General features: G+C 57.1%; 19 protein-coding genes. 5 read left to right on the forward strand and 14 right to left on the reverse strand.

Features of this window, described 5'->3' with window-relative positions:
* Positions 1 to 20 precede the first annotated feature (20 nt).
* The 7 genes from nei to pxpB form a co-directional block, all read right to left on the reverse strand.
* Positions 21 to 812, reverse strand: a complete 792-nt coding sequence (gene nei, locus AB6T85_RS05545; RefSeq protein WP_369894981.1) for an endonuclease VIII — start codon at positions 810 to 812, stop codon at positions 21 to 23.
* A gap of 12 nt (positions 813 to 824) precedes the next feature.
* Positions 825 to 1,466 carry a pyroglutamyl-peptidase I gene (gene pcp, locus AB6T85_RS05550; protein WP_253454884.1) on the reverse strand — a complete coding sequence of 214 codons (642 nt, stop codon included), beginning with the start codon at positions 1,464 to 1,466 and terminating at the stop codon, positions 825 to 827.
* Positions 1,467 to 1,473: 7 nt separating this feature from the next.
* Positions 1,474 to 2,466: a DUF979 domain-containing protein gene (locus AB6T85_RS05555; RefSeq protein WP_301253179.1), complete on the reverse strand. Its 993-nt coding sequence runs from the start codon at positions 2,464 to 2,466 to the stop codon at positions 1,474 to 1,476.
* On the reverse strand, positions 2,463 to 3,191 hold the full coding sequence (locus tag AB6T85_RS05560; RefSeq protein ID WP_253454885.1) for a DUF969 domain-containing protein: 729 nt from the start codon (positions 3,189 to 3,191) through the stop codon (positions 2,463 to 2,465). Before AB6T85_RS05560 ends, AB6T85_RS05555 begins: the two co-directional genes overlap by 4 nt.
* Positions 3,192 to 3,280: 89 nt before the next feature.
* Positions 3,281 to 4,018 (reverse strand): 5-oxoprolinase subunit PxpA, encoded by a 738-nt coding sequence (pxpA, locus tag AB6T85_RS05565; RefSeq protein ID WP_369894983.1) that lies wholly within the window; start codon positions 4,016 to 4,018, stop codon positions 3,281 to 3,283.
* Positions 4,008 to 4,940 (reverse strand): 5-oxoprolinase subunit PxpC, encoded by a 933-nt coding sequence (pxpC, locus tag AB6T85_RS05570; RefSeq protein WP_253454887.1) that lies wholly within the window; start codon positions 4,938 to 4,940, stop codon positions 4,008 to 4,010. The genes pxpA and pxpC overlap by 11 nt, the downstream gene beginning before the upstream one ends.
* Positions 4,934 to 5,590 carry a 5-oxoprolinase subunit PxpB gene (gene pxpB / locus AB6T85_RS05575; protein ID WP_253454888.1) on the reverse strand — a complete coding sequence of 219 codons (657 nt, stop codon included), beginning with the start codon at positions 5,588 to 5,590 and terminating at the stop codon, positions 4,934 to 4,936. The genes pxpC and pxpB overlap by 7 nt, the downstream gene beginning before the upstream one ends.
* 144 nt (positions 5,591 to 5,734) lie before the next feature.
* On the opposite strand from pxpB, the gene AB6T85_RS05580 reads away from it, so the two are divergent.
* Positions 5,735 to 5,920 carry a hypothetical protein gene (locus AB6T85_RS05580; protein WP_253454889.1) on the forward strand — a complete coding sequence of 62 codons (186 nt, stop codon included), beginning with the start codon at positions 5,735 to 5,737 and terminating at the stop codon, positions 5,918 to 5,920.
* 47 nt (positions 5,921 to 5,967) lie between these two features.
* Here the strand turns inward: AB6T85_RS05580 and AB6T85_RS05585 are convergent, their stop codons facing one another.
* The 6 genes from AB6T85_RS05585 to seqA all read right to left on the reverse strand — a co-directional run bounded on the left by AB6T85_RS05585 (position 5,968) and on the right by seqA (position 12,366).
* A complete protein-coding gene (locus AB6T85_RS05585; RefSeq protein ID WP_301253158.1) occupies positions 5,968 to 6,711 on the reverse strand; it encodes a type 2 GTP cyclohydrolase I in 744 nt (247 codons plus the stop codon).
* Between the two features lie 64 nt (positions 6,712 to 6,775).
* On the reverse strand, positions 6,776 to 8,194 hold the full coding sequence (phrB, locus tag AB6T85_RS05590) for a deoxyribodipyrimidine photo-lyase (RefSeq protein ID WP_369894984.1): 1,419 nt from the start codon (positions 8,192 to 8,194) through the stop codon (positions 6,776 to 6,778).
* A gap of 14 nt (positions 8,195 to 8,208) precedes the next feature.
* The gene (locus tag AB6T85_RS05595) at positions 8,209 to 9,165 is read right to left on the reverse strand and encodes a YbgA family protein (RefSeq protein WP_253454892.1); all 957 of its coding nucleotides are present in this window, start codon (positions 9,163 to 9,165) and stop codon (positions 8,209 to 8,211) included.
* A gap of 299 nt (positions 9,166 to 9,464) precedes the next feature.
* Positions 9,465 to 9,671, reverse strand: a complete 207-nt coding sequence (locus tag AB6T85_RS05600) for a DUF2517 family protein (protein WP_253454893.1) — start codon at positions 9,669 to 9,671, stop codon at positions 9,465 to 9,467.
* A gap of 475 nt (positions 9,672 to 10,146) precedes the next feature.
* Positions 10,147 to 11,787: a phosphoglucomutase (alpha-D-glucose-1,6-bisphosphate-dependent) gene (gene pgm / locus AB6T85_RS05605; protein ID WP_253454894.1), complete on the reverse strand. Its 1,641-nt coding sequence runs from the start codon at positions 11,785 to 11,787 to the stop codon at positions 10,147 to 10,149.
* A 24-nt stretch (positions 11,788 to 11,811) separates the two neighbouring features.
* Complete coding sequence (gene seqA, locus AB6T85_RS05610; protein ID WP_253454895.1) at positions 11,812 to 12,366, reverse strand: replication initiation negative regulator SeqA; 555 nt, start codon at positions 12,364 to 12,366, stop codon at positions 11,812 to 11,814.
* A gap of 236 nt (positions 12,367 to 12,602) precedes the next feature.
* Here seqA and ybfF point away from each other — a divergent pair, with 236 nt between their 5' ends.
* The 4 genes from ybfF to fur all read left to right on the forward strand — a co-directional run bounded on the left by ybfF (position 12,603) and on the right by fur (position 15,258).
* A complete protein-coding gene (ybfF, locus tag AB6T85_RS05615) occupies positions 12,603 to 13,367 on the forward strand; it encodes an esterase (protein ID WP_369894986.1) in 765 nt (254 codons plus the stop codon).
* 145 nt (positions 13,368 to 13,512) lie between these two features.
* Positions 13,513 to 13,794, forward strand: a complete 282-nt coding sequence (ybfE, locus tag AB6T85_RS05620) for a LexA regulated protein (protein WP_125288637.1) — start codon at positions 13,513 to 13,515, stop codon at positions 13,792 to 13,794.
* A 141-nt stretch (positions 13,795 to 13,935) separates the two neighbouring features.
* Positions 13,936 to 14,466 (forward strand): flavodoxin FldA, encoded by a 531-nt coding sequence (gene fldA / locus AB6T85_RS05625; RefSeq protein WP_125288585.1) that lies wholly within the window; start codon positions 13,936 to 13,938, stop codon positions 14,464 to 14,466.
* A 348-nt stretch (positions 14,467 to 14,814) separates the two neighbouring features.
* Positions 14,815 to 15,258, forward strand: a complete 444-nt coding sequence (gene fur / locus AB6T85_RS05630; RefSeq protein WP_253454897.1) for a ferric iron uptake transcriptional regulator — start codon at positions 14,815 to 14,817, stop codon at positions 15,256 to 15,258.
* A 57-nt stretch (positions 15,259 to 15,315) separates the two neighbouring features.
* Here fur and AB6T85_RS05635 read toward each other — a convergent pair whose 3' ends face one another.
* Positions 15,316 to 17,973: a beta-N-acetylhexosaminidase gene (locus AB6T85_RS05635; protein ID WP_301253153.1), complete on the reverse strand. Its 2,658-nt coding sequence runs from the start codon at positions 17,971 to 17,973 to the stop codon at positions 15,316 to 15,318.
* Positions 17,974 to 18,039: the final 66 nt, after the last annotated feature.

An 18,039-nucleotide genomic window follows, 5' to 3' on the forward strand; every position in this document is an offset into this window, starting at 1 on the left:
GCCGCAATGCGGCGCTTTTTTTATGTCTGACAGCCCGGACACCAGTAAAAAGGCCGTGAAGAGAGCGAGGTTTTCTCAATGATGCCACCGCAGCGCTCGCACGGTTTGCCCGCCCGATGAAAAACTTTAAAGCTGAACAGCGCGCCATGATGCTTGTTTTCTTTTGCCACGCCACGCGTCTGGTAAGAAAGCCGGGGGATGGCCAGCAGCGCTTCCGCCAGCTTGTCCAGCTGCGCCTCGTCTAAATCCTGTGCCTTATGCTGCGGCGCCAGACCGGCGTGCCAGAGGATCTCTACCCGCAGATAGTTGCCTAAACCCGCCAGGAAAGCCTGATCCAGCAACAGGCCGCTGAACTGGCGCCGCCGGAAGCGCGGTGACAGCAGGCGCGCCTTGACCTCTTCCACCGTCAGCGTCATATCCAGCACGTCCGGGCCGACGCGCAGCAAAAAAGGATGGGCGGCCAGCGTATCCTGCGTCAGCAGTTCAATATCAGAGGCGCTATACAGCAGCAGCGTTTTATCTTCTGCCGCCAGCTTCACGCGCAGCACCCGATTGCTTTGCGGCTCGGTGCCGCTTTTAATCACGCGCCAGACGCCGTAAAGCTGGTTATGGCTGTAGAGGATCAATCCGTTGGAGAAATGCGTCAGTATCGCTTTGCCGCGCGTTTCGATCGCCTCTACCCTTTCGCCAATCAGCGAGGATTCGTAGGTTTTCAGTTGGGGAAAAGCAAACCAGACGTCGGTCAGCGTTTTACCCTTGATGGCTTTTTCCAGCTTGTCCGCCGCGCGGCGGATCTCAGGCCCTTCCGGCATGGTGCCTCCTTGTTATTGTGTGGCGCCGCCTTCCAGCTTTTTGTCCTCTTCCACGGTCAGCGCGATACTCAGCGCCATCTCCAGCGCCAGCACCACCGTCTGAAGCGGCATACTGGCCGCGCCCGGATGCCTTACCGCCTGCTGCGGCAAATACGGCACGTGGATAAACCCACCGCGACCGCCCTGCTGCGCCTGGCGATGCAGCAAACCGTAAAGCACATGATTGCAAACGAAAGTCCCGGCCGTTTGGGATACCGCCGCGGGGATATCCGCCTCGCGGATACCTTCGACGATCGCCTTAATCGGCAGCGTGGCGAAATAAGCGGCCGGGCCGTCCGCAACGATGCGTTCATCAATCGGCTGTCTGCCCGCATTATCGGGAATACGCGCGTCGTCAATATTAATTGCCACGCGCTCGACCGTGATATTGGGCCGCCCGTTCGCCTGGCCGACCACGATCACCAGCTCCGGCTCCAGCTCATCCATCGCGTCGTTTAATACCTGAAGCGATTCACCAAATACGCAAGGCAGCTGTTTCGCCACCACGTGCGCGCCGCAGATCATTCTTTCATGCAGCTGGCTGACCGCTTCCCAGGAGGCGTTGACCAGCTCGCCCTCGAATGGCTCAAACGCCGCCATTAATACTGTTTTCATTGCCGCCTCACCGAAACATCAGAAACCAGAGAAGAAAAATATTGGTTATTAACAATAGCACGCCGGTCGGTATCTGAGCCTTGATCACCGCATTACGATCGGGCAGCTCCAGCAGCCGGGCGGGTACGATATTGAAGTTGGCGGCCATCGGCGTCATCAGCGAGCCGCAATAGCCGGAGAACATGCCGATCGCCGCCATCACGGCCGGGTTGCCGTGGTGCTGCAAGACCAGGATCGGGATGCCGATACCGGCGGTGACGATAGGGAAAGCCGCAAAGGCGTTGCCCATAATCATGGTCAGCAGCGCCATGCCTGTAGCGTAGGCCGCTACGGCGATAAAACGGTTGTCCACGGCAAGGTAAGTTTCCGTCAGATGCGCAATCGCCGTGCCCACCCCGGCGGTAGTAAACAGCAGGCCCAGCGTGGCGAGGATCTGCGGCAGAATAAAGGCCCAGCCGATAGCATCAAGCAGGCGGCGCGCTTCCTGTACGGACTGCGCGGGCGCTTCATGCGTCATTTTCAGCGCGATCAGCCAGCCCACCACGCAGCCAACCATCATAGAGAAAAGCGTGACCAGCGTGGCCTGATTGCCTTCCCCAAACAGCGCCACCCGTGCGCCCGGCAAATTATTAAACAGCAGCACGCCGACAACCGTAACCACCGGGATGGCCAGCGCAGGCAGAAACAGCCGGTTGCGCAGGCGTTTGGCGCTCGCCTCGCGCTCCTGATGGCTGCGCTGATGGTAGGAGCCCAGCTTTACGCCGCCCAGACCGGCAATCAGCGCCATAATCACCACCACCACGCCGATAGCAATATGGAGCGAACGCGCTCCGAACCATGCCGATGCCCCGTCGCTGACCAGAAAAACCAGGCCGTAGAGCGCCCAGAACAGGCCGGTAGTCAGACGACGCGGATTAGCTTTGTCTCGCCAGGACATCACGGCGACCACCAGCAGGATCAAACCCGCCAGCCAGTAAAGATACTGTTGCTGAAACATCAGCGCCCTCCTTTGGCTTTCTGCGCCTGCGCATTCAGCGCGGCAAGCTCTGCCGCCAGGGTTTTATCCAGGCGACGCAGGCGAAAGGCGTGGATCAGAAAAGCGCAAACGGCGGTCGGGATGCCCCAGAGCGCTATCTGTAGCGGATCGGTCTGGATGCCCGCCGACTGCTGCATAAAATTATGCATAAAGATGATGGCGCCAAAAGCGACAAAGATATCCTCGCCGAAAAACAGCCCGACGTTATCGGTCGCCGCCGCCATAGCGCGCAGGCGATGACGCACTTCCGGCGGCAGCTCGCCGTAACGATTTTCGGTAGCGCCTTCCGCCATCGGCGCCAGCAGAGGACGCACCATTTGCGGATGGCCGCCCAGGCTGGTCAGCCCCATCGCCGCCGTCAGCTCACGCACCAGCAGGTAGACAATAAGCAATCTTCCCGCCGTAGCGCTTTTGATCTGCGCAATCCAGGCCTGGGCGCGCTCTTTCAGCCCGTGGCGCTCCAGCAGGCCTATCACCACTAAAGGCAACAGCAGGATCAGCGGCAGGTTGCGGGTATTGAGAAAGCCAGAGCCCAGTTTTTCCAGAATATCGCCGATCGGCATTTTTGCCGCCAGCCCGGTGATTAAACCGGCGACCAGCACCACCAGCACCGGGTTAAAGCGCAGTAGAAAACCAACCACGATGGCAGCGATGCCGGCCAGCGGCCAGAGATTAACGACAGGATCCATTTATCCTCCTGATAAAGGCTGAAGCTTCCCGCTGCGTGCAGGAGCAATAAGGGAGACGGCCAGGCAAGTGGGCCGTCCGTAGCGATACGTCAGCCGTAGCTGACTGCAATATCTCGTGCGGCGAACGCCTCACGGAGCTGGCGGGCAAAGGCCAGCGCATGGGCACCGTCGCCGTGCAGGCATACGGTTTCCGCATTGACGCTGACCCATTCGCCGCTGACGGCCCGCACTTTCGCCCGCTGCACCATCGCGAGCGTTTGTGCAATAGCCTGCTCGTCGCTCTCTATCAGCGCGCCGGGCTGCGAGCGAGGCACCAGCGAACCGTCCGCCTGGTAGCCGCGATCGGCAAAAACCTCCTCTCTGGTGGTCAGGCCCGCTGATTTAGCGGCGCGAACAGATTCGCTGCCCGCCAACCCCACCAGGATCAGGTGCGGATCGGCAGCCCTGACCGCCTGCGCGATAGCTTCCGCCAGCGAGGCGTCCTCAGCGGCCTGGTTGTAAAGCATCCCGTGCGGCTTCACATGCGTCACCTTGCCGCCTTCGCTGCGGGCAATAGCCTGGAGCGCGCCAATCTGATAAAGCGTCTGCGTATAAATCGTTTCAGCAGGCAGTGCCATACGCGTGCGGCCAAAGTTTTCGCGATCGGGAAAGCCGGGATGCGCCCCAATCGCCACGCCATACTCCAGCGCCCAGCGCACGCACTGCCGCATGGTTTCCGCGTCGCCCGCGTGAAAACCACAGGCGATATTGGCCGAGGAAACCAGCTGTAATAAGGCGCGATCGTTGCCGCAGCCCTCACCCAAATCGGCGTTTAAATCAATTTTCATGCGCTAATCCCCATGCCATTTGTTCCAGTACCCGATCGCGCTCGCGCTTCGCCTGCAGCGCTTCTTCCAGTGTGCAGTGCACAAAATGGATCGGCTCGCCCAGACGGATCTGCGCCAGATGATAGAGATCGGCTTCAATCACGCAGGCGATACGCGGGTAGCCGCCGGTGGTTTGCGCATCCGCCATCAGCACAATCGGCTGGCCGTTAGGCGGCACCTGCACCACGCCGGGGATCAGCCCGTGCGACAGCATATCGCGCCCGGCTTCGCGCACCAGCGCGCGACCCTGTAAGCGATAGCCCATACGGTTGCTCTGCGGGCTGAGCTGCCAGCCCGTCCGCCAGAACAGCTCCCGGCTTTCGCGGCTGAATTCGTGGTATTCCGGGCCGGCCATCGCGCGAACGCGGTTGCCAAACAGCAGCTGGCGCACGCCCGCCGGTTTGCTGAATGTGCGCGCGGGTTCGCCCAGCGGCAGCCTGTCGCCGTCTTCAATCTGCCGTCCCGCAAAGCCGCCCAGGCCCGTTTTCAAATCGGTGCTGCAGGAACCGAGCACGGGCACGGCGGCAAAACCGCCAGCCAGCGCCAGGTAGCTGCGCATCCCGCGCTGCGGCATTTTCAACGTCAGGCGCGATCCTTTGCGTACGGCGAGGCGCCAGCCCGTCCACACCGGTTTGCCGTCCAGCTCGGCGCTACAGCCCGCGCCCGTCAGCGCCATCCAGCCGTCCCGGGTAAACTCCGCGCAGAACTGGCCGAGCGTAATTTCCAGCACCGGGCTGTTTTGCTCATTGCCGACCAGCAGGTTGGCCGTCGCCATTGCCGGATAGTCCAGCGCGCCGCCGCTGCTGACGCCGAACTGACGCCAGCCGATACGGCCTGCGTCCTGTAAGGTGGTACTCATGCCAGCCCGAATAATATTCAGCACAGGCCCTCCTTTTGCGGAATAAAGCGTACCTGGTCGCCGGGACGTAAAAGCGTCGGCGGCTGCTGTTCAGGCGTAAACAGAGCGATACTCGTCTGGCCAATTAGCTGCCAGCCGCCCGGCGCGGCAAGCGGATAAACGCCGGTCTGGCTACCGCCGATGCCCACGGATCCGGCCGGCACCTTCAGGCGCGGCTCCGCCCGCCGGGGCGTATGCAGCCGCTCGTCCAGGCCCGCCAGGTAAGGGAAACCGGGCTGGAAGCCGATAAAATAAACGGTATAGCGCCCCGCCGCGTGGGCTTCCACCACCTGCTGCGGCGTCAGTCCGCTTTGACGCGCCACCTCGTCCAGATCCGGCCCTGCTGCGCCGCCGTAGATAACGGGAATGGCGATATCCCGCGTTTCCAGCACCAGCGCTTCGCTTGTTTCCCACCAGCCCTGGAGCCACTCGATGGCGTCCAGCGCGTGCTGTTGCGGGTTGCTTAAAATCACCGTGATATTGTTCATGCCGGGAATGACTTCCGTGACTTCCGGCCGGCCGGTCAGACGCGCTGACAGGCCCCAGATACGCTGCTGGCTGCTGAGAGAGACAGGGGGTTCCAGCTCAAGCACTACCGCGCGCTCACCTGAAAGGTAACAACGTGCTCGTTGCAAAACACTCTCCCGGCCCGTTGATAAGGCCACCGTTTTCCAGAAAGAAGAAATAGTTATGCGGAAATGTCAGAGAAGTGTCAATAATCGATTAGCCAGGCGCGACACAGTGGCTACTATTACGGTTTCTGCATAAAGGAGGTAGCGATGAGCACGACATTCAAAATTCATTACGAACATCAGGCCGAAGGCCATCTGCATTCCGAAGAAGTGCTGTTGGAAAGCGAGGGCGAACCGACAGAGGAAGCCGTACAGGACGCGGTGCGCCAGGATATTGCGAAGCATCACGGCGCGGCAGAGTTTACGGTGATCTCAGTCGCACCCTACCCTTAAGCGGGCGTTGAGGTTAACAGGCGGCCACCGGGGCCGCCTGTCTGCTGTCAGGCGGGGTTGTCGATATCGATAAAGGTGACGTCCAGGCCATGCTGTGCCGCCAGCCATTCACCCAGCGCCTTGATACCGCCGCGCTCGGTAGCATGATGTCCGGCCGCAAAAAAGTGCAGGCCCTGCTCGCGCGCGCTGTGAATGGTTTGCTCGGAAACCTCGCCGGAGATAAACGCGTCCACGCCGAATGCCGCCGCCGCGTCGATAAAACCCTGGCCGCCGCCGGAGCACCACGCCACTTTGCGGATCAGCGCTGGCGCGTTATCGCCGCAGTGCAGCGGGTCGCGATGCAGGGTCTGACCAATGCGTGCGGCAAGCTGCTCGCCCGTCAACGGCTCCTGCAGCTCGCCCCAGAACACCAGCGGCATCACTTCGCCTTTGACCTCAATCCCAAACAGTTTCGCCAGCTGCGCGTTATTGCCCAGCTCGGGATGCGCGTCCAGCGGCAGATGCCAGCCGTAAAGGTTGATATCGTTCGCCAGCAGCGTTTTCAGCCGGTTGCGCTTCATGCCCTTAATCACCGGCGCTTCGCTTTTCCAGAAATAGCCGTGATGCACCAGCACCGCGTCCGCCTGTAAACGTACGGCCTCATCCAGTAGCGCCTGACAGGCGGTCACGCCGGTAACGATTTTCTGTACCTGCTCGCGCCCTTCTACCTGAAGACCGTTCGGCGCATAGTCGCTGAAGCTCGCGGTATTCAGCTGCTGGTTAACGATGTTTTCTAATTCACTGTTTTGCATAGGGCGTACACTCTTTTGCCGTTCTCAATGCGGCTACTTTAGCAGAGGGCGGCAAAACGCGCGGCTATTTCCTTGCCGCCTCGTAGGCCGCCAGCGCACGTTTGCGGGCCTCTTTGTGGTCAACGATGGGGTGAGGATAATCGAGCTGAACGCCGTTTTTCCGCGCCCATTCATGCGGCTGGTGAATATGCTGAACGGGCACCGCCTTCAGTTCCGGTAGCCATTGCCGAATGAATTCGCCTTTTTTATCAAAACGTTCGCCCTGCGTAGTAGGATTGAAGATGCGAAAGTAAGGCGCCGCGTCGTTGCCGCTGGAAGCGGCCCACTGCCAGCCGCCATTGTTCGCCGCCAGATCGCCGTCGATCAGCTGTGACATAAAATAGCGTTCGCCGATCCGCCAGTCGATCAGCAGATCTTTAATCAGGAAGCTGGCGGTAATCATCCGCAGGCGATTATGCATCCAGCCAAGACTGTTCAGCTGCCGCATAGCGGCATCCACTATCGGATAACCGGTTTTGCCCTGCTGCCAGGCGGCCAGCTGGTCATCATTGCGCTGCCATTGCACCTTTTTTGTCCAGCTGATAAAGGGCTGATGTTTGCAGAGCGCGGGCCAGGCGACAATCAGGTGCCGGTAGAACTCGCGCCAGATAAGCTCGTTAAACCAGCTGAATATTTTGTCGTTTTCTAACGCGTCGGGATGCTCGCGCAGCAGGCGATGCAGGCACTGGCGCGGCGACAGCACCCCGGTAACCAGATAAACGGACAGGCGGCTCGTGCCGTCAATGGCCGGCGTGTCTCGCCTGGCCGCATACTCCGCGACCGGCTGCTGACAGAACTCGCGCAGACGTTGGATAGCCGTTTTCTCCCCTACGGGAAAAAGGTCGGTATTAAAATCTTCCTGCGGATAATCAAATGGTTCCAGAGCGGGTAGTTTTTCCAGCGGCGCCTGAGCGCGCGGTTTGGGCGCGGGCGCGCATTCCGGCATCCCTTCATGCAGTCGGCGAACAAAAGCTTTGCTGAATGGCGTAAAGACTTTAAACATTTCCCGATTGCCTGTCAGCACGCTGCCGGGCGGCAGCAGACCGTCATCGAAGCCCTGCACAACTATATCCAGCTCGCTCAGTTCGCGTTCCGCTTGCGCATCGCGCTGGCGCTCGTTGACTTCGTGCTGATAGTTATAAAACAGGCTGTCGACATGATGCTCACGGCAGAAATCTTTCAGCGCTTCAACGGAGGCGGAAAAATCATCGCGCTGTAAATAGTGCAGCGGGATACCTTTTTCTGCCAAAGTGCCCTGAACATCGTGCAGGCTTTGATAAATAAAAGCGGCCTGCTTCGGTGACATATCATGCGATTGCCACTGTTTTGGCGTGGCAATATAGAGGACGAGCACTTCTGCATTGACCTCGCTGCAGGCTGCATAAAGCGCGTAATTATCGTGGATGCGCAGATCGTTGCGCATCCAGACCAGATGGGTGGCCATAGCTTTCCCTGTAATTAATGGCCGTAACGCAGGCGAAGCGCTTCCGGATAAGGCTCAAAATAGCGTTGCTGGGTAAGGTAAGGATCGGGATATTCCGACATATAGTGTTTGAGCAGCGTCATCGGTGCCAGCAGCGGTTGTAAGCCCTGACGATAGTGATCGATCAGCGAGGTCAGCTCCTCGCGCTGTTTGGCGTTCAGCTGCGGTCGGAAATAGCCCTGTACGTGCATCATCACATTAGTGTGGTTGCCGCGCGTGGCTTTATGCTTCAGCAGATCCATCAGGCGCTGACGATACTCAAAAGCAAAGGCTTCCAGTGAAGGCCACTGCTCAATAGCCGCCACAAAGCGACCAATCTCGCGATATTCCGGCTGTGAATGCGCCAGCAGCGTTAGCTTATAGCGGCTGTGAAAGGCAATAAGCTTGCCGCGCGTCAGGCCGCTGCGCCACAGCTGGTTAAATTCATGCAGCGTGTAAATGCGCTCAACAAAGTTCTCGCGCAGCACGGGATCGTGCAGCCTGCCGTCTTCTTCGACCGGCAGCCACGGCATTTGCTTCATCAGTTCACGCGTAAAGATGCCAACGCCTTCTTTACGGTTGTTGTTATTTTCTGGCTGGTAGACGCGCACCCGCTCCATGCCGCAGCTGGGCGATTTGGCGCAGACGATGTAGCCGCAAAGGTGATGCAGGCTGGCGATTTTTTTCTCGGAAAAGCTTTGCATTTCCTGGGTCAGCGGATCGCCTTTCCCGTTGCTGAAGCAAAGCTCAACGCTATTTTCGGCCGTTTCGGTCAGGCGCAGGGCCGGACGCGGCGTGGGCAGACCAATCGCCATTTCCGGGCAAACCGGTTCATAACGCATAAAAGGCGCCAGATCTTCGGCGGCAAAGGCGCAACGTTTGTGGCCGCCATCAAAGCGGACACTGTCGCCAAGCAGGCAGGCGCTGATGCCTACCGGAATTTTCTCACTCATACCTTTCTCCCCTTCGCTACTTTCATCATTAAGTGTAGCGGTTAAATCTGTACAAGACAAAATAAGTTGTACAACTTTATGGAAAGAATTGCTACCGGTGATTTATCGAAAAAAGGCCGGCCCACGAAAAACCTTACGGAACAAGGCAAAGCGGCAGGAAGAAAAGAAAAATGCCCCTAAAACGGGGCATTAACAGCGGTCTGAAGGCGGTGGAAAGATAAGAAGCATGCCCCGAAACCGGAGCATTAAGAAAAATCTAAAGCATGAGGATAAGGCGGCGTTAAAGCATGCGGGCGCGATTAATAAAAATCGGCAGCGGCCCTTTCCGCCTGCGCCAGCCACACGGGCTGCGTACTGGTTTTGCACCAGCAGCGATGCAGGTAGCTGTAAAAGCGCGAGCGGTCGCGATAAAAAAGCATAAAAGGCAGCGCGACAACACCGACCGCAAGCGTTGCCAGCCGACGCAGTAGAAGATGAGGCAGCGAGTATTGATGATAGAGATTCATACGCCCTCCGGAAAAGTAAAAGTCTGGCTAAAATAATACCGATCTGGCGATATATTTACCACTCATCCGACCAGATTAAATTAAAAATTATCCAGGTAAAGGCAATAAGTTAAATTAAAGTTAATTTAAATTAAATAAATAACAACTACGTTACATTGCATCTGTTTAAATATGGCCATAACCACCGCCCCGCGCCGTTGCAGCAAGCCTGTAGCCGCATGGCCACTGCCTGAAGGGGTTTAAGCAGTTTTGTACAGGGTAAATGCATTATTGTTCAACTGTTTAAGCTTGATGCTGTTTTATCACTGCGCCATGTTTGTTCCAGCCACTCCCGGAACAGACGGCTTGGGTATACGAATAAGGGAAGTTCACAGCTTTAAAATCGGCTGAATTATTCGGGACATCCCGAAACAGGCAAAATTGGAATATAAAAAAGGCGCTAATAAATTAGCGCCTTTTATTTTCAGCCCTGATATCAGGCGTTTTTCAGTACTTCGCTAACAATTTCTACCGCTTCTTTCTCAATCTTCTCGCGGTGCTCGGCACCCAGGAAGCTTTCGCAATAGATTTTGTAGGCGTCTTCCGTACCGGACGGACGCGCTGCGAACCAGCCGTTCTCGGTCATCACCTTCAGGCCACCGATTGATGCGCCGTTGCCTGGCGCCGCCGTCAGGCGAGCGGTGATAGGATCGCCCGCCAGCGTATCGGCGCTGACCATTTCCGGCGACAGCTTCGACAGCGCCGCTTTTTGCGCGGAGGTCGCAGAAGCCTGCAGACGGTTATAGCTTGGTGCGCCAAAGCGCTCCGCCAGCTCGTTATAGTGCTGCTGCGGATTTTTACCGGTCACAGCGGTGATCTCGGCGGCCAGCAGGCACATGATGATACCGTCTTTGTCCGTTGACCAAGGCGTACCGTCAAAACGCAGGAAGGAAGCGCCCGCGCTCTCTTCGCCGCCGAAGCCGAAACTGCCGTCGAACAGGCCATCAACGAACCATTTAAACCCTACCGGCACTTCCACCAGCTTACGGCCGATGTCGTTGACCACGCGGTCGATCATCGCGCTGGAGACCAGCGTTTTGCCGACGGCAACCTCTTTGCCCCACTGCGGACGGTGCTGGAACAGATAGTTAATAGCAACGGCCAGGTAATGGTTAGGGTTCATCAGGCCCGCAGGCGTAACGATGCCGTGGCGGTCATAGTCCGGGTCGTTGGCAAACGCCAGATCGAACTTATCACGCAGCGCCAGCAGGCCCGCCATCGCGCTTTCGGATGAGCAGTCCATACGGATCACGCCGTCTTTATCCAGGTGCATAAAGCGGAACGTCTGGTCGACCGAATCGTTAACGATAGTCAGATCCAGATTGTAATATTCCGCGATACGCTGCCAGTAGGCGATGCCGGAGCCGCCAAGCGGATCGACGCCGATTTTCAGGCCCGCTTTCTGAATAGCCGGAATATCGATGATCTGCGCCAGACCTTCGATATAAGGCTGGATCAGATCTTTTTCCTGCAGATGGCCGCTTGCCCAGGCTTCGTCCAGCGCCATGCGCTTAACATCTTTCAGGCCGTCTTTAATCAGCTGGTTAGCGCGATCTTCCACCACTTTAGTGACGTTAGTATCGGCCGGGCCACCGTTTGGCGGATTGTATTTGATGCCGCCATCTTCCGGCGGGTTGTGCGAAGGCGTGATAACGATGCCGTCAGCCTGCGCGCCGCCCGCCTTGTTATGCTCAAGGATAGCGTTAGAGATGGCAGGCGTCGGCGTGTAGCCGTTGTCCTGCTGTACAATCACATCCACGCCGTTCGCCGCCAGCACTTCCAGTACGGAAATAATCGCCGGTTCGGACAGCGCGTGCGTATCTTTACCCACGTAGCAAGGGCCGGTAACGCCGTTCTTTTTGCGCTCTTCCGCAATCGCCTGCGCGATAGCCAGAATGTGCGTCTCGTTGAAGCTCTGTCGGCCTGCGCTACCGCGATGGCCGGACGTGCCGAATTTCACCGCGTGTTCCGCGTTGCCTGTTTCCGGCTGCAGGACGTAATACTGCGAGGTCAATTGTGCAACGTTAATCAAATCGCTCTGCTGTGCTGGCTGCCCGGCACGGGGGTGACTGGCCATTGGCGCTTCTCCCTGACGCTGTGTTTAGAGTGTGCCGCAAACCTTGTCCGCCAGTTCCGTCGGGAACTGCATGGACGACATGATATGTTCAATCATGCTGCGTTTACGGCCTGTGTTGGTGTTGGTGATCACCCAATACGGCGTGCCGGGAATATGCTGCGGCTTGGTATGGGTGCCGTTCTGTACCAGGGTTTGCTGATTGCCTGCAAAGTAGACGCGCGTACGACCATGCAGTGACTCGGTCGCCGCGGCAAATGCTTTGGGATCCAGATTGTATAAAGTCGACAGGATCAGCATAAAACGGTTTACCGCTTTTTTCTGCTCCGCATACTCGTCCGACAGCAGCAGCTCGCGCACGGCGCGAACGCGATCCTGCGGGCGAGACGTCTCTTTCACCACGGTTTCCTGTACGCTGGCGACAGGCGCGGGCGCAGCCGTAACAGCAGGTGCCTTCGGCGCTGCCTGACCAGCAGAAAATTTCAGCATACGACGTAAAATGTCGGAGGCGCTTTCACCAATATGCTGAGTGTGGCTGGCGATATAACGGTAGAGCTCTTCGTCGACTTCAATAGTTTTCATCTTGATCCAGTACGATTATTGCTGATAAGAGCCGGTTAGCGACCTGTTTTACCCAGGCGCGGACGGACCAGCTCTAACACGAGGATTATAAAGTTAAATCCTGCCGGGTTGTAGCGCCAGCCCCAATTGCGGACAAAAGTCGGAATATGCCGTAAAAAGATCGGGTCTGTCGCGGCGGCAGAAAATCGCTGTTTTATGATAACCTAACCCCTCGTTTCCTCCGTAAGAAGTTTGCCATGAAATTGAATTTCCGCCTGCAATCTGAACAAACGACCGTTTCTGACGCGCCCGTGGTGCTTATTCACGGCCTTTTCGGCAACCTGGATAACCTTGGGGTGCTGGCGCGCGACCTGAAAGCGGATCGCCGCATTATTCAGGTGGACGTCCGAAATCATGGCCTTTCGCCGAGGTCGGATGAAATAAGCTATGCCGCAATGGCGCGCGACGTGCTGGAAACGCTGGATGAGCTTGATGCCGACCGGTTTGATATTATAGGCCATTCCATGGGCGGGAAAATCGCCATGACGCTGGCTTCCCTTGCCCCGGAACGCGTCGGGCAGCTGGTGGTTATCGATATTGCGCCGGTGGCCTACCGGGAACGCCATCACGACGCGATTTTCGCCGCGCTGGCCGCCGTCAGCGAAGCGGGCATTACCCGCCGGAGCGAAGCCGCCGCGCTGATGCGTCAGACCATACAGGAAGAAGGCGTCATTCAGTTTCTGCTTAAATCGTTTCAGGACGGCGAATGGCGTTTCAACGTGCCGGCGCTCTGGCAGCACTACGATCGGATTATCGGCTGGGAAACGCTGCCCGCCTGGCCACATCCCACGCTGTTTATTCGGGGCGAACATTCGCCTTATCTACAGGAAGCGTATCGTGACGCGCTGCTGGCCCAGTTCCCTGCCGCCCGCGCCCACGTGATTACCGGCGCGGGTCACTGGGCGCATGCCGAGAAACCTGATGCCGTTTTGCGCGCCATCCGCCGTTTTTTTGCCCTGTGAAAACAAATGTTTCAGTAAAAGGCTAAATAATTGTCGTCGCGACTTTCGCTGGGGTATGATGGCGCGCTAAAATTTGTCGACGGCACCGGCCGCAAACGCTAACGGCTCAATCCATCAGAACTCCAGCCTTCAGTATCACGATTCTATGGCAAAAGAAAACACGGACCGCACCACGATCGATCTGTTCGCAGACGAGCGTCGACCGGGACGACCCAAAACCAATCCACTGGCACGTGATGAGCAGTTGCGCATTAACAAACGCAACCAGCTTAAGCGTGATAAAGTGCGCGGGCTGAAGCGCGTAGAACTGAAAATGAACAGTGACGCAGTTGACGCCCTGAACCAGCTCGCCGAGCAGCGTAATATGAGCCGCAGCGAACTGATAGAAGAGATGGTCATGGCGCAGTTAGCCAGGCCTGAGCGCTGAAGCACGCGCTACGGTAAAGCACAAAGCGACAAATGCAGGCGGATTAGCCGTTTATCCCCCTGTTGCTGTCTGCTATTATTGCCCTTAACATTTTCAGGCTAGCCGCCGCATATCATTAAGTTTCAAGAGGTTATTAAACTCATGGCAATCGTAGGCATTTTCTTTGGCAGCGATACGGGCAATACGGAAAACATTGCAAAAATGATCCAGAAGCAGCTCGGTAAAGAGGTGGCTGAAGTTCATGATATCGCTAAAAGCAGCAAAGAAGACCTTGAAGCCTTTGATATTTTGCTGCTGGGCATCCCGACCTGGTACTACGGTGAAGCGCAGTGCGACTGGGATGATTTCTTCCCTACGCTGGAAGAGATCGACTTCAACGGCAAGCTGGTCGCGCTGTTTGGCTGCGGCGATCAGGAAGATTACGCGGAATATTTCTGCGACGCGATGGGCACCATTCGCGACATTATCGAGCCTAACGGCGCGGTGATCGTCGGCCACTGGCCGACAGAAGGCTATGATTTCGAGGCCTCTAAAGGCCTGGCGGACGATACCCATTTCCTTGGCCTGGCCATTGATGAAGATCGCCAGCCGGAGCTGACCAACGAACGCGTTGAAAAGTGGGTCAAACAGATTTCTGACGAGCTTCAGCTCCAGGATATTCTCGAAGCGTGATAGCATTGGCCCGCTGTACGAATCCACAGCAGGCCAATGGTTTTTCCTATAGAAGTGATAGATACATATTTGTAACTTTTACCGTCAAAACGGTAGAATAGCACTGCTCCGCCTCCGCTTCTGCGGCGCCGAAAACCAGGCAGAGCGAACTGACAACCCAGCGTAAATGGGTGCTTGCTTTTCCGGACGTAACGACTTCTTATCCTTACATCCCCTGATGGTTTTGCATCTCCGCTGTGGTTTCTTCAAGGCATCGGTTCTATAATGAGACGCTCAGCTTTTGCGTCGACCGATGCTCACGGCTTCTCAGCCACTTAGTGACCAGCAAAGTAACAGGACAATATCCGCATGACTGACAATAACACCGCATTAAAGAAGGCCGGCCTGAAAGTCACGCTTCCTCGACTGAAAATTCTGGAAGTGCTTCAGGAACCAGAGTGCCATCACGTCAGTGCGGAAGATTTGTATAAACGCCTGATCGACATGGGCGAAGAGATTGGCCTGGCGACGGTTTACCGCGTTCTGAACCAGTTTGACGATGCGGGGATCGTGACCCGTCATAACTTCGAAGGCGGCAAGTCCGTGTTTGAACTGACCCAGCAGCAGCATCACGATCACCTGATCTGCCTGGACTGCGGCAAAGTAATCGAATTCAGCGACGAGTCTATTGAATCCCGCCAGCGTGATATTGCGACGAAGCACGGTATCAAACTCAGCAACCACAGCCTCTATCTTTACGGCCACTGCGCCACCGGCGACTGCCGTGAAGACGACACGCTGCACGATAAGTAATCGATTTCAAAAAAAAACCGGCGATCGCTCGCCGGTTTTTTTTTGCCTGCGCCCCGCCTATTTCAGGCTTTCCACGCGGCTGAAGCGCTTGCCGTCGCTACTGACTGCGCGGATCAACACCTCGCCGGAAACCGACGGACGGGCGCTGTCATGATAGCGCTGCCAGCTGTTGCCACCGTCCAGCGAGTAGTCAATAGCCACGCCCGGCAGGGCGATATTGGCTGCCAGCTTGCCCGCGACAAGACGTGCGCCCGGCTGCGGCAGACGATAGTGGATCCCGGCTTTATCCATTTTCGGCAGCTCGCGCTGGCCCAGCAGGTTTGCATAACGCTGCCAGTCCTTATGCAACGCCGCCCGATCGACATGCCGCGTTTCGCCGCCTTTATACTCACGTCCGGCCTGGTAAGTCTGCTCCCAGGCAGCACGATGCCAGCCGCGCTCCGCCACGGCCAGCGCGCGTGGGAAAATCATCCATTCCATCTGCTCGTCGGTACGTACGGTTTCGCTCCAGAGCTGGGCTGAAATCCCATACACGCCCGGCCAGGGCTTATCGGATTTAGCATCAAAGAAGTTACCGTCGCGATCCACCGATGTCTCTGCATTCTGCGGCATATTGTCCGGCGCGAAGCTGAACATTTTGCGCTCGTCGTTGAAGCGGGTGCCCCAGTAATAGCCTCTTTCCAGCGGATTGACCTCATAAGGGAAATCCATATAGAGATAGTCCGGGTTGGAGACGGTGACTTCATAGCCTTTGTTAGCCCAGTCGTTAACGGTGTCAAAGCCGCCCCAGAAAAGCGTGTCCCAGAAATTAACGCCGATGCGCCTGGTCGCAAAGTCTTTAGCGCCCTTCGCATCCTTCAGGCCATCCTGCCACGCCTGCATCTTTTCAATACCGTGCGCGTTTACCCGCTCGCTGACCTTTTTGCCAAAATAGCTGGGCAGATGATCCATATCCGCGACCTTGCCCGATTTCACCAGTGCCTGACAAACCTGCGATTTCGCCCAGGGTTTATCTTCCTTGCTCAAATCGACCCTGCCCTTGCCTGCTTCGGGACTGGCCGCATCGGTATAGCCAACGCCCAAGCGGATGTTTTTCGCCTCGTCGCCGCCAAAGTGCCAGGTGGTCAACGGCGCGCCGGCCGCCTGATGCATCGCCTGAATTTCACTAATCACCTTATCAACAAAACGCATGGAGGAATCCAGGCAGGGATTCAGATAGCTGGTGCGATCGTAAAACTGTACGGAGGTGGTGTTCGAAGTATCGGTTGGATCGACCAGGCGATACTCGTTTGCCTCTTTGGTCTTACCCTCTTTCATCAGCCGGTTGTAGCGGGCTTCCATAGAAATCACCGCCGCCCTGGCATGAGCAGGCATATCGATTTCCGGGATGACTTCGATGCCGCGCGCTTTGGCATAGCGCAGGATAGCAATGTAGTCGTCGCGGGTCAGATAGCCATTGCCCTGCGCGTCGGCGAAAGGCCCGGATCCCAGCTGCGGCAGCAGACAGCGCTGCTCCGTGAGATCGTGGCAGCGTCTGGCACCAATATCAGTCAGCTCCGGCAGGCCGGGGATCTCAATACGCCAGCCTTCATCATCGCTCAGATGAAAATGGAATTTATTGAGTTTAACCGCCGCCATCTGATCCAGCAGGCGCAGCACCGCCTCTTTGCTGTGGAAGTTACGGCCGATATCGAGAAAAATACCGCGATAGGCCATGCGGGGCGCATCGGTGACGTCCAGGGTAGCGATCTTTTGTTCGCCGCTGGCCGGCAGCAGCGACAGGATGGACATCATGCCGTAGTAGATGCCCGCCTCGTCAAAACCTTCTACCTGCGCTTCCTGCGCGCGGACGCTCAGCCTGTAGGCGCCGGAAACCGCCTCGTTGCCCGTGAAAGCGGCGGGTGCAAGCCTGCTTTTAATCACGTAGCCCTGCCCATTTTCTGCCAGACCCAGCAGCGCAAAACGATCCCTTACCGCTTCTGCAGAATCGGCGTTAAGCCCGGTCAGCTCGAATTGCACGCCCCGGCTTAAATCGGCATCTTCTGCATGAAGGGTAGTATGCAGCGGCGTCGGCAGGATCTGTCCGCGCAGCGCTTCGCCAGCGAGCTGCGCCGTATCACTGTTTTTTTCAAAGCGGCTGACAGGCGTCATCAACACGTTGCGATCGTCGGCCGTCCGCTTCCAGTAGTTATCCATTGGCGAGACAAACGAGGTCAGATCTTCCGTATCGGTGCTGGCAATGATTTTAGGCTGGGCGTTTTCAGAAGTAACGTACCAGCGCGGCATCACGTCCGTGATAAACAGCTGCCAGTATTCGTTAACAATGGGAATATCCACCGATTCACCGGCGGCGAAACCCTTGAATTTTTCGGTTGGCTCCAGCCGCGTCAGATCGCCTACCACGTGCACCATGCGGAACTGGTCGTTGTCCACCCGCAGCGTCTGACGAATATTGGGCAGCCAGATAACCCAGTCTTTACTGGTTAGCGCTTCGCCGGGGTTAGTTAAGGTAATCGTTGCCCGATTGCAGGAGGCCCAGTCGGCCCCCAGCGCGGCACAATCAACGCCGTGCAGCGCGGCATGGTTATCGTTAACGGTATACTTTACGCCAAACTGGCTGATTTGATCGACGACGCGTTGATCCGCAACGGCGCTGCCGCTGGCCATCGCCATCATCAGCGCTGTCGCCACCAGTGTTAATCTCACTTTTTTCATCTCTTTCCTCATCCGCTAGTTAAATTTTTTGCCGTTAGCGGAAAAGCGCTTATTCCCCGTCTGATG

Origin of the sequence: Erwinia aeris (assembly GCF_041224955.1) — a bacterium.
Lineage (GTDB): Bacteria > Pseudomonadota > Gammaproteobacteria > Enterobacterales > Enterobacteriaceae > Erwinia > Erwinia aeris.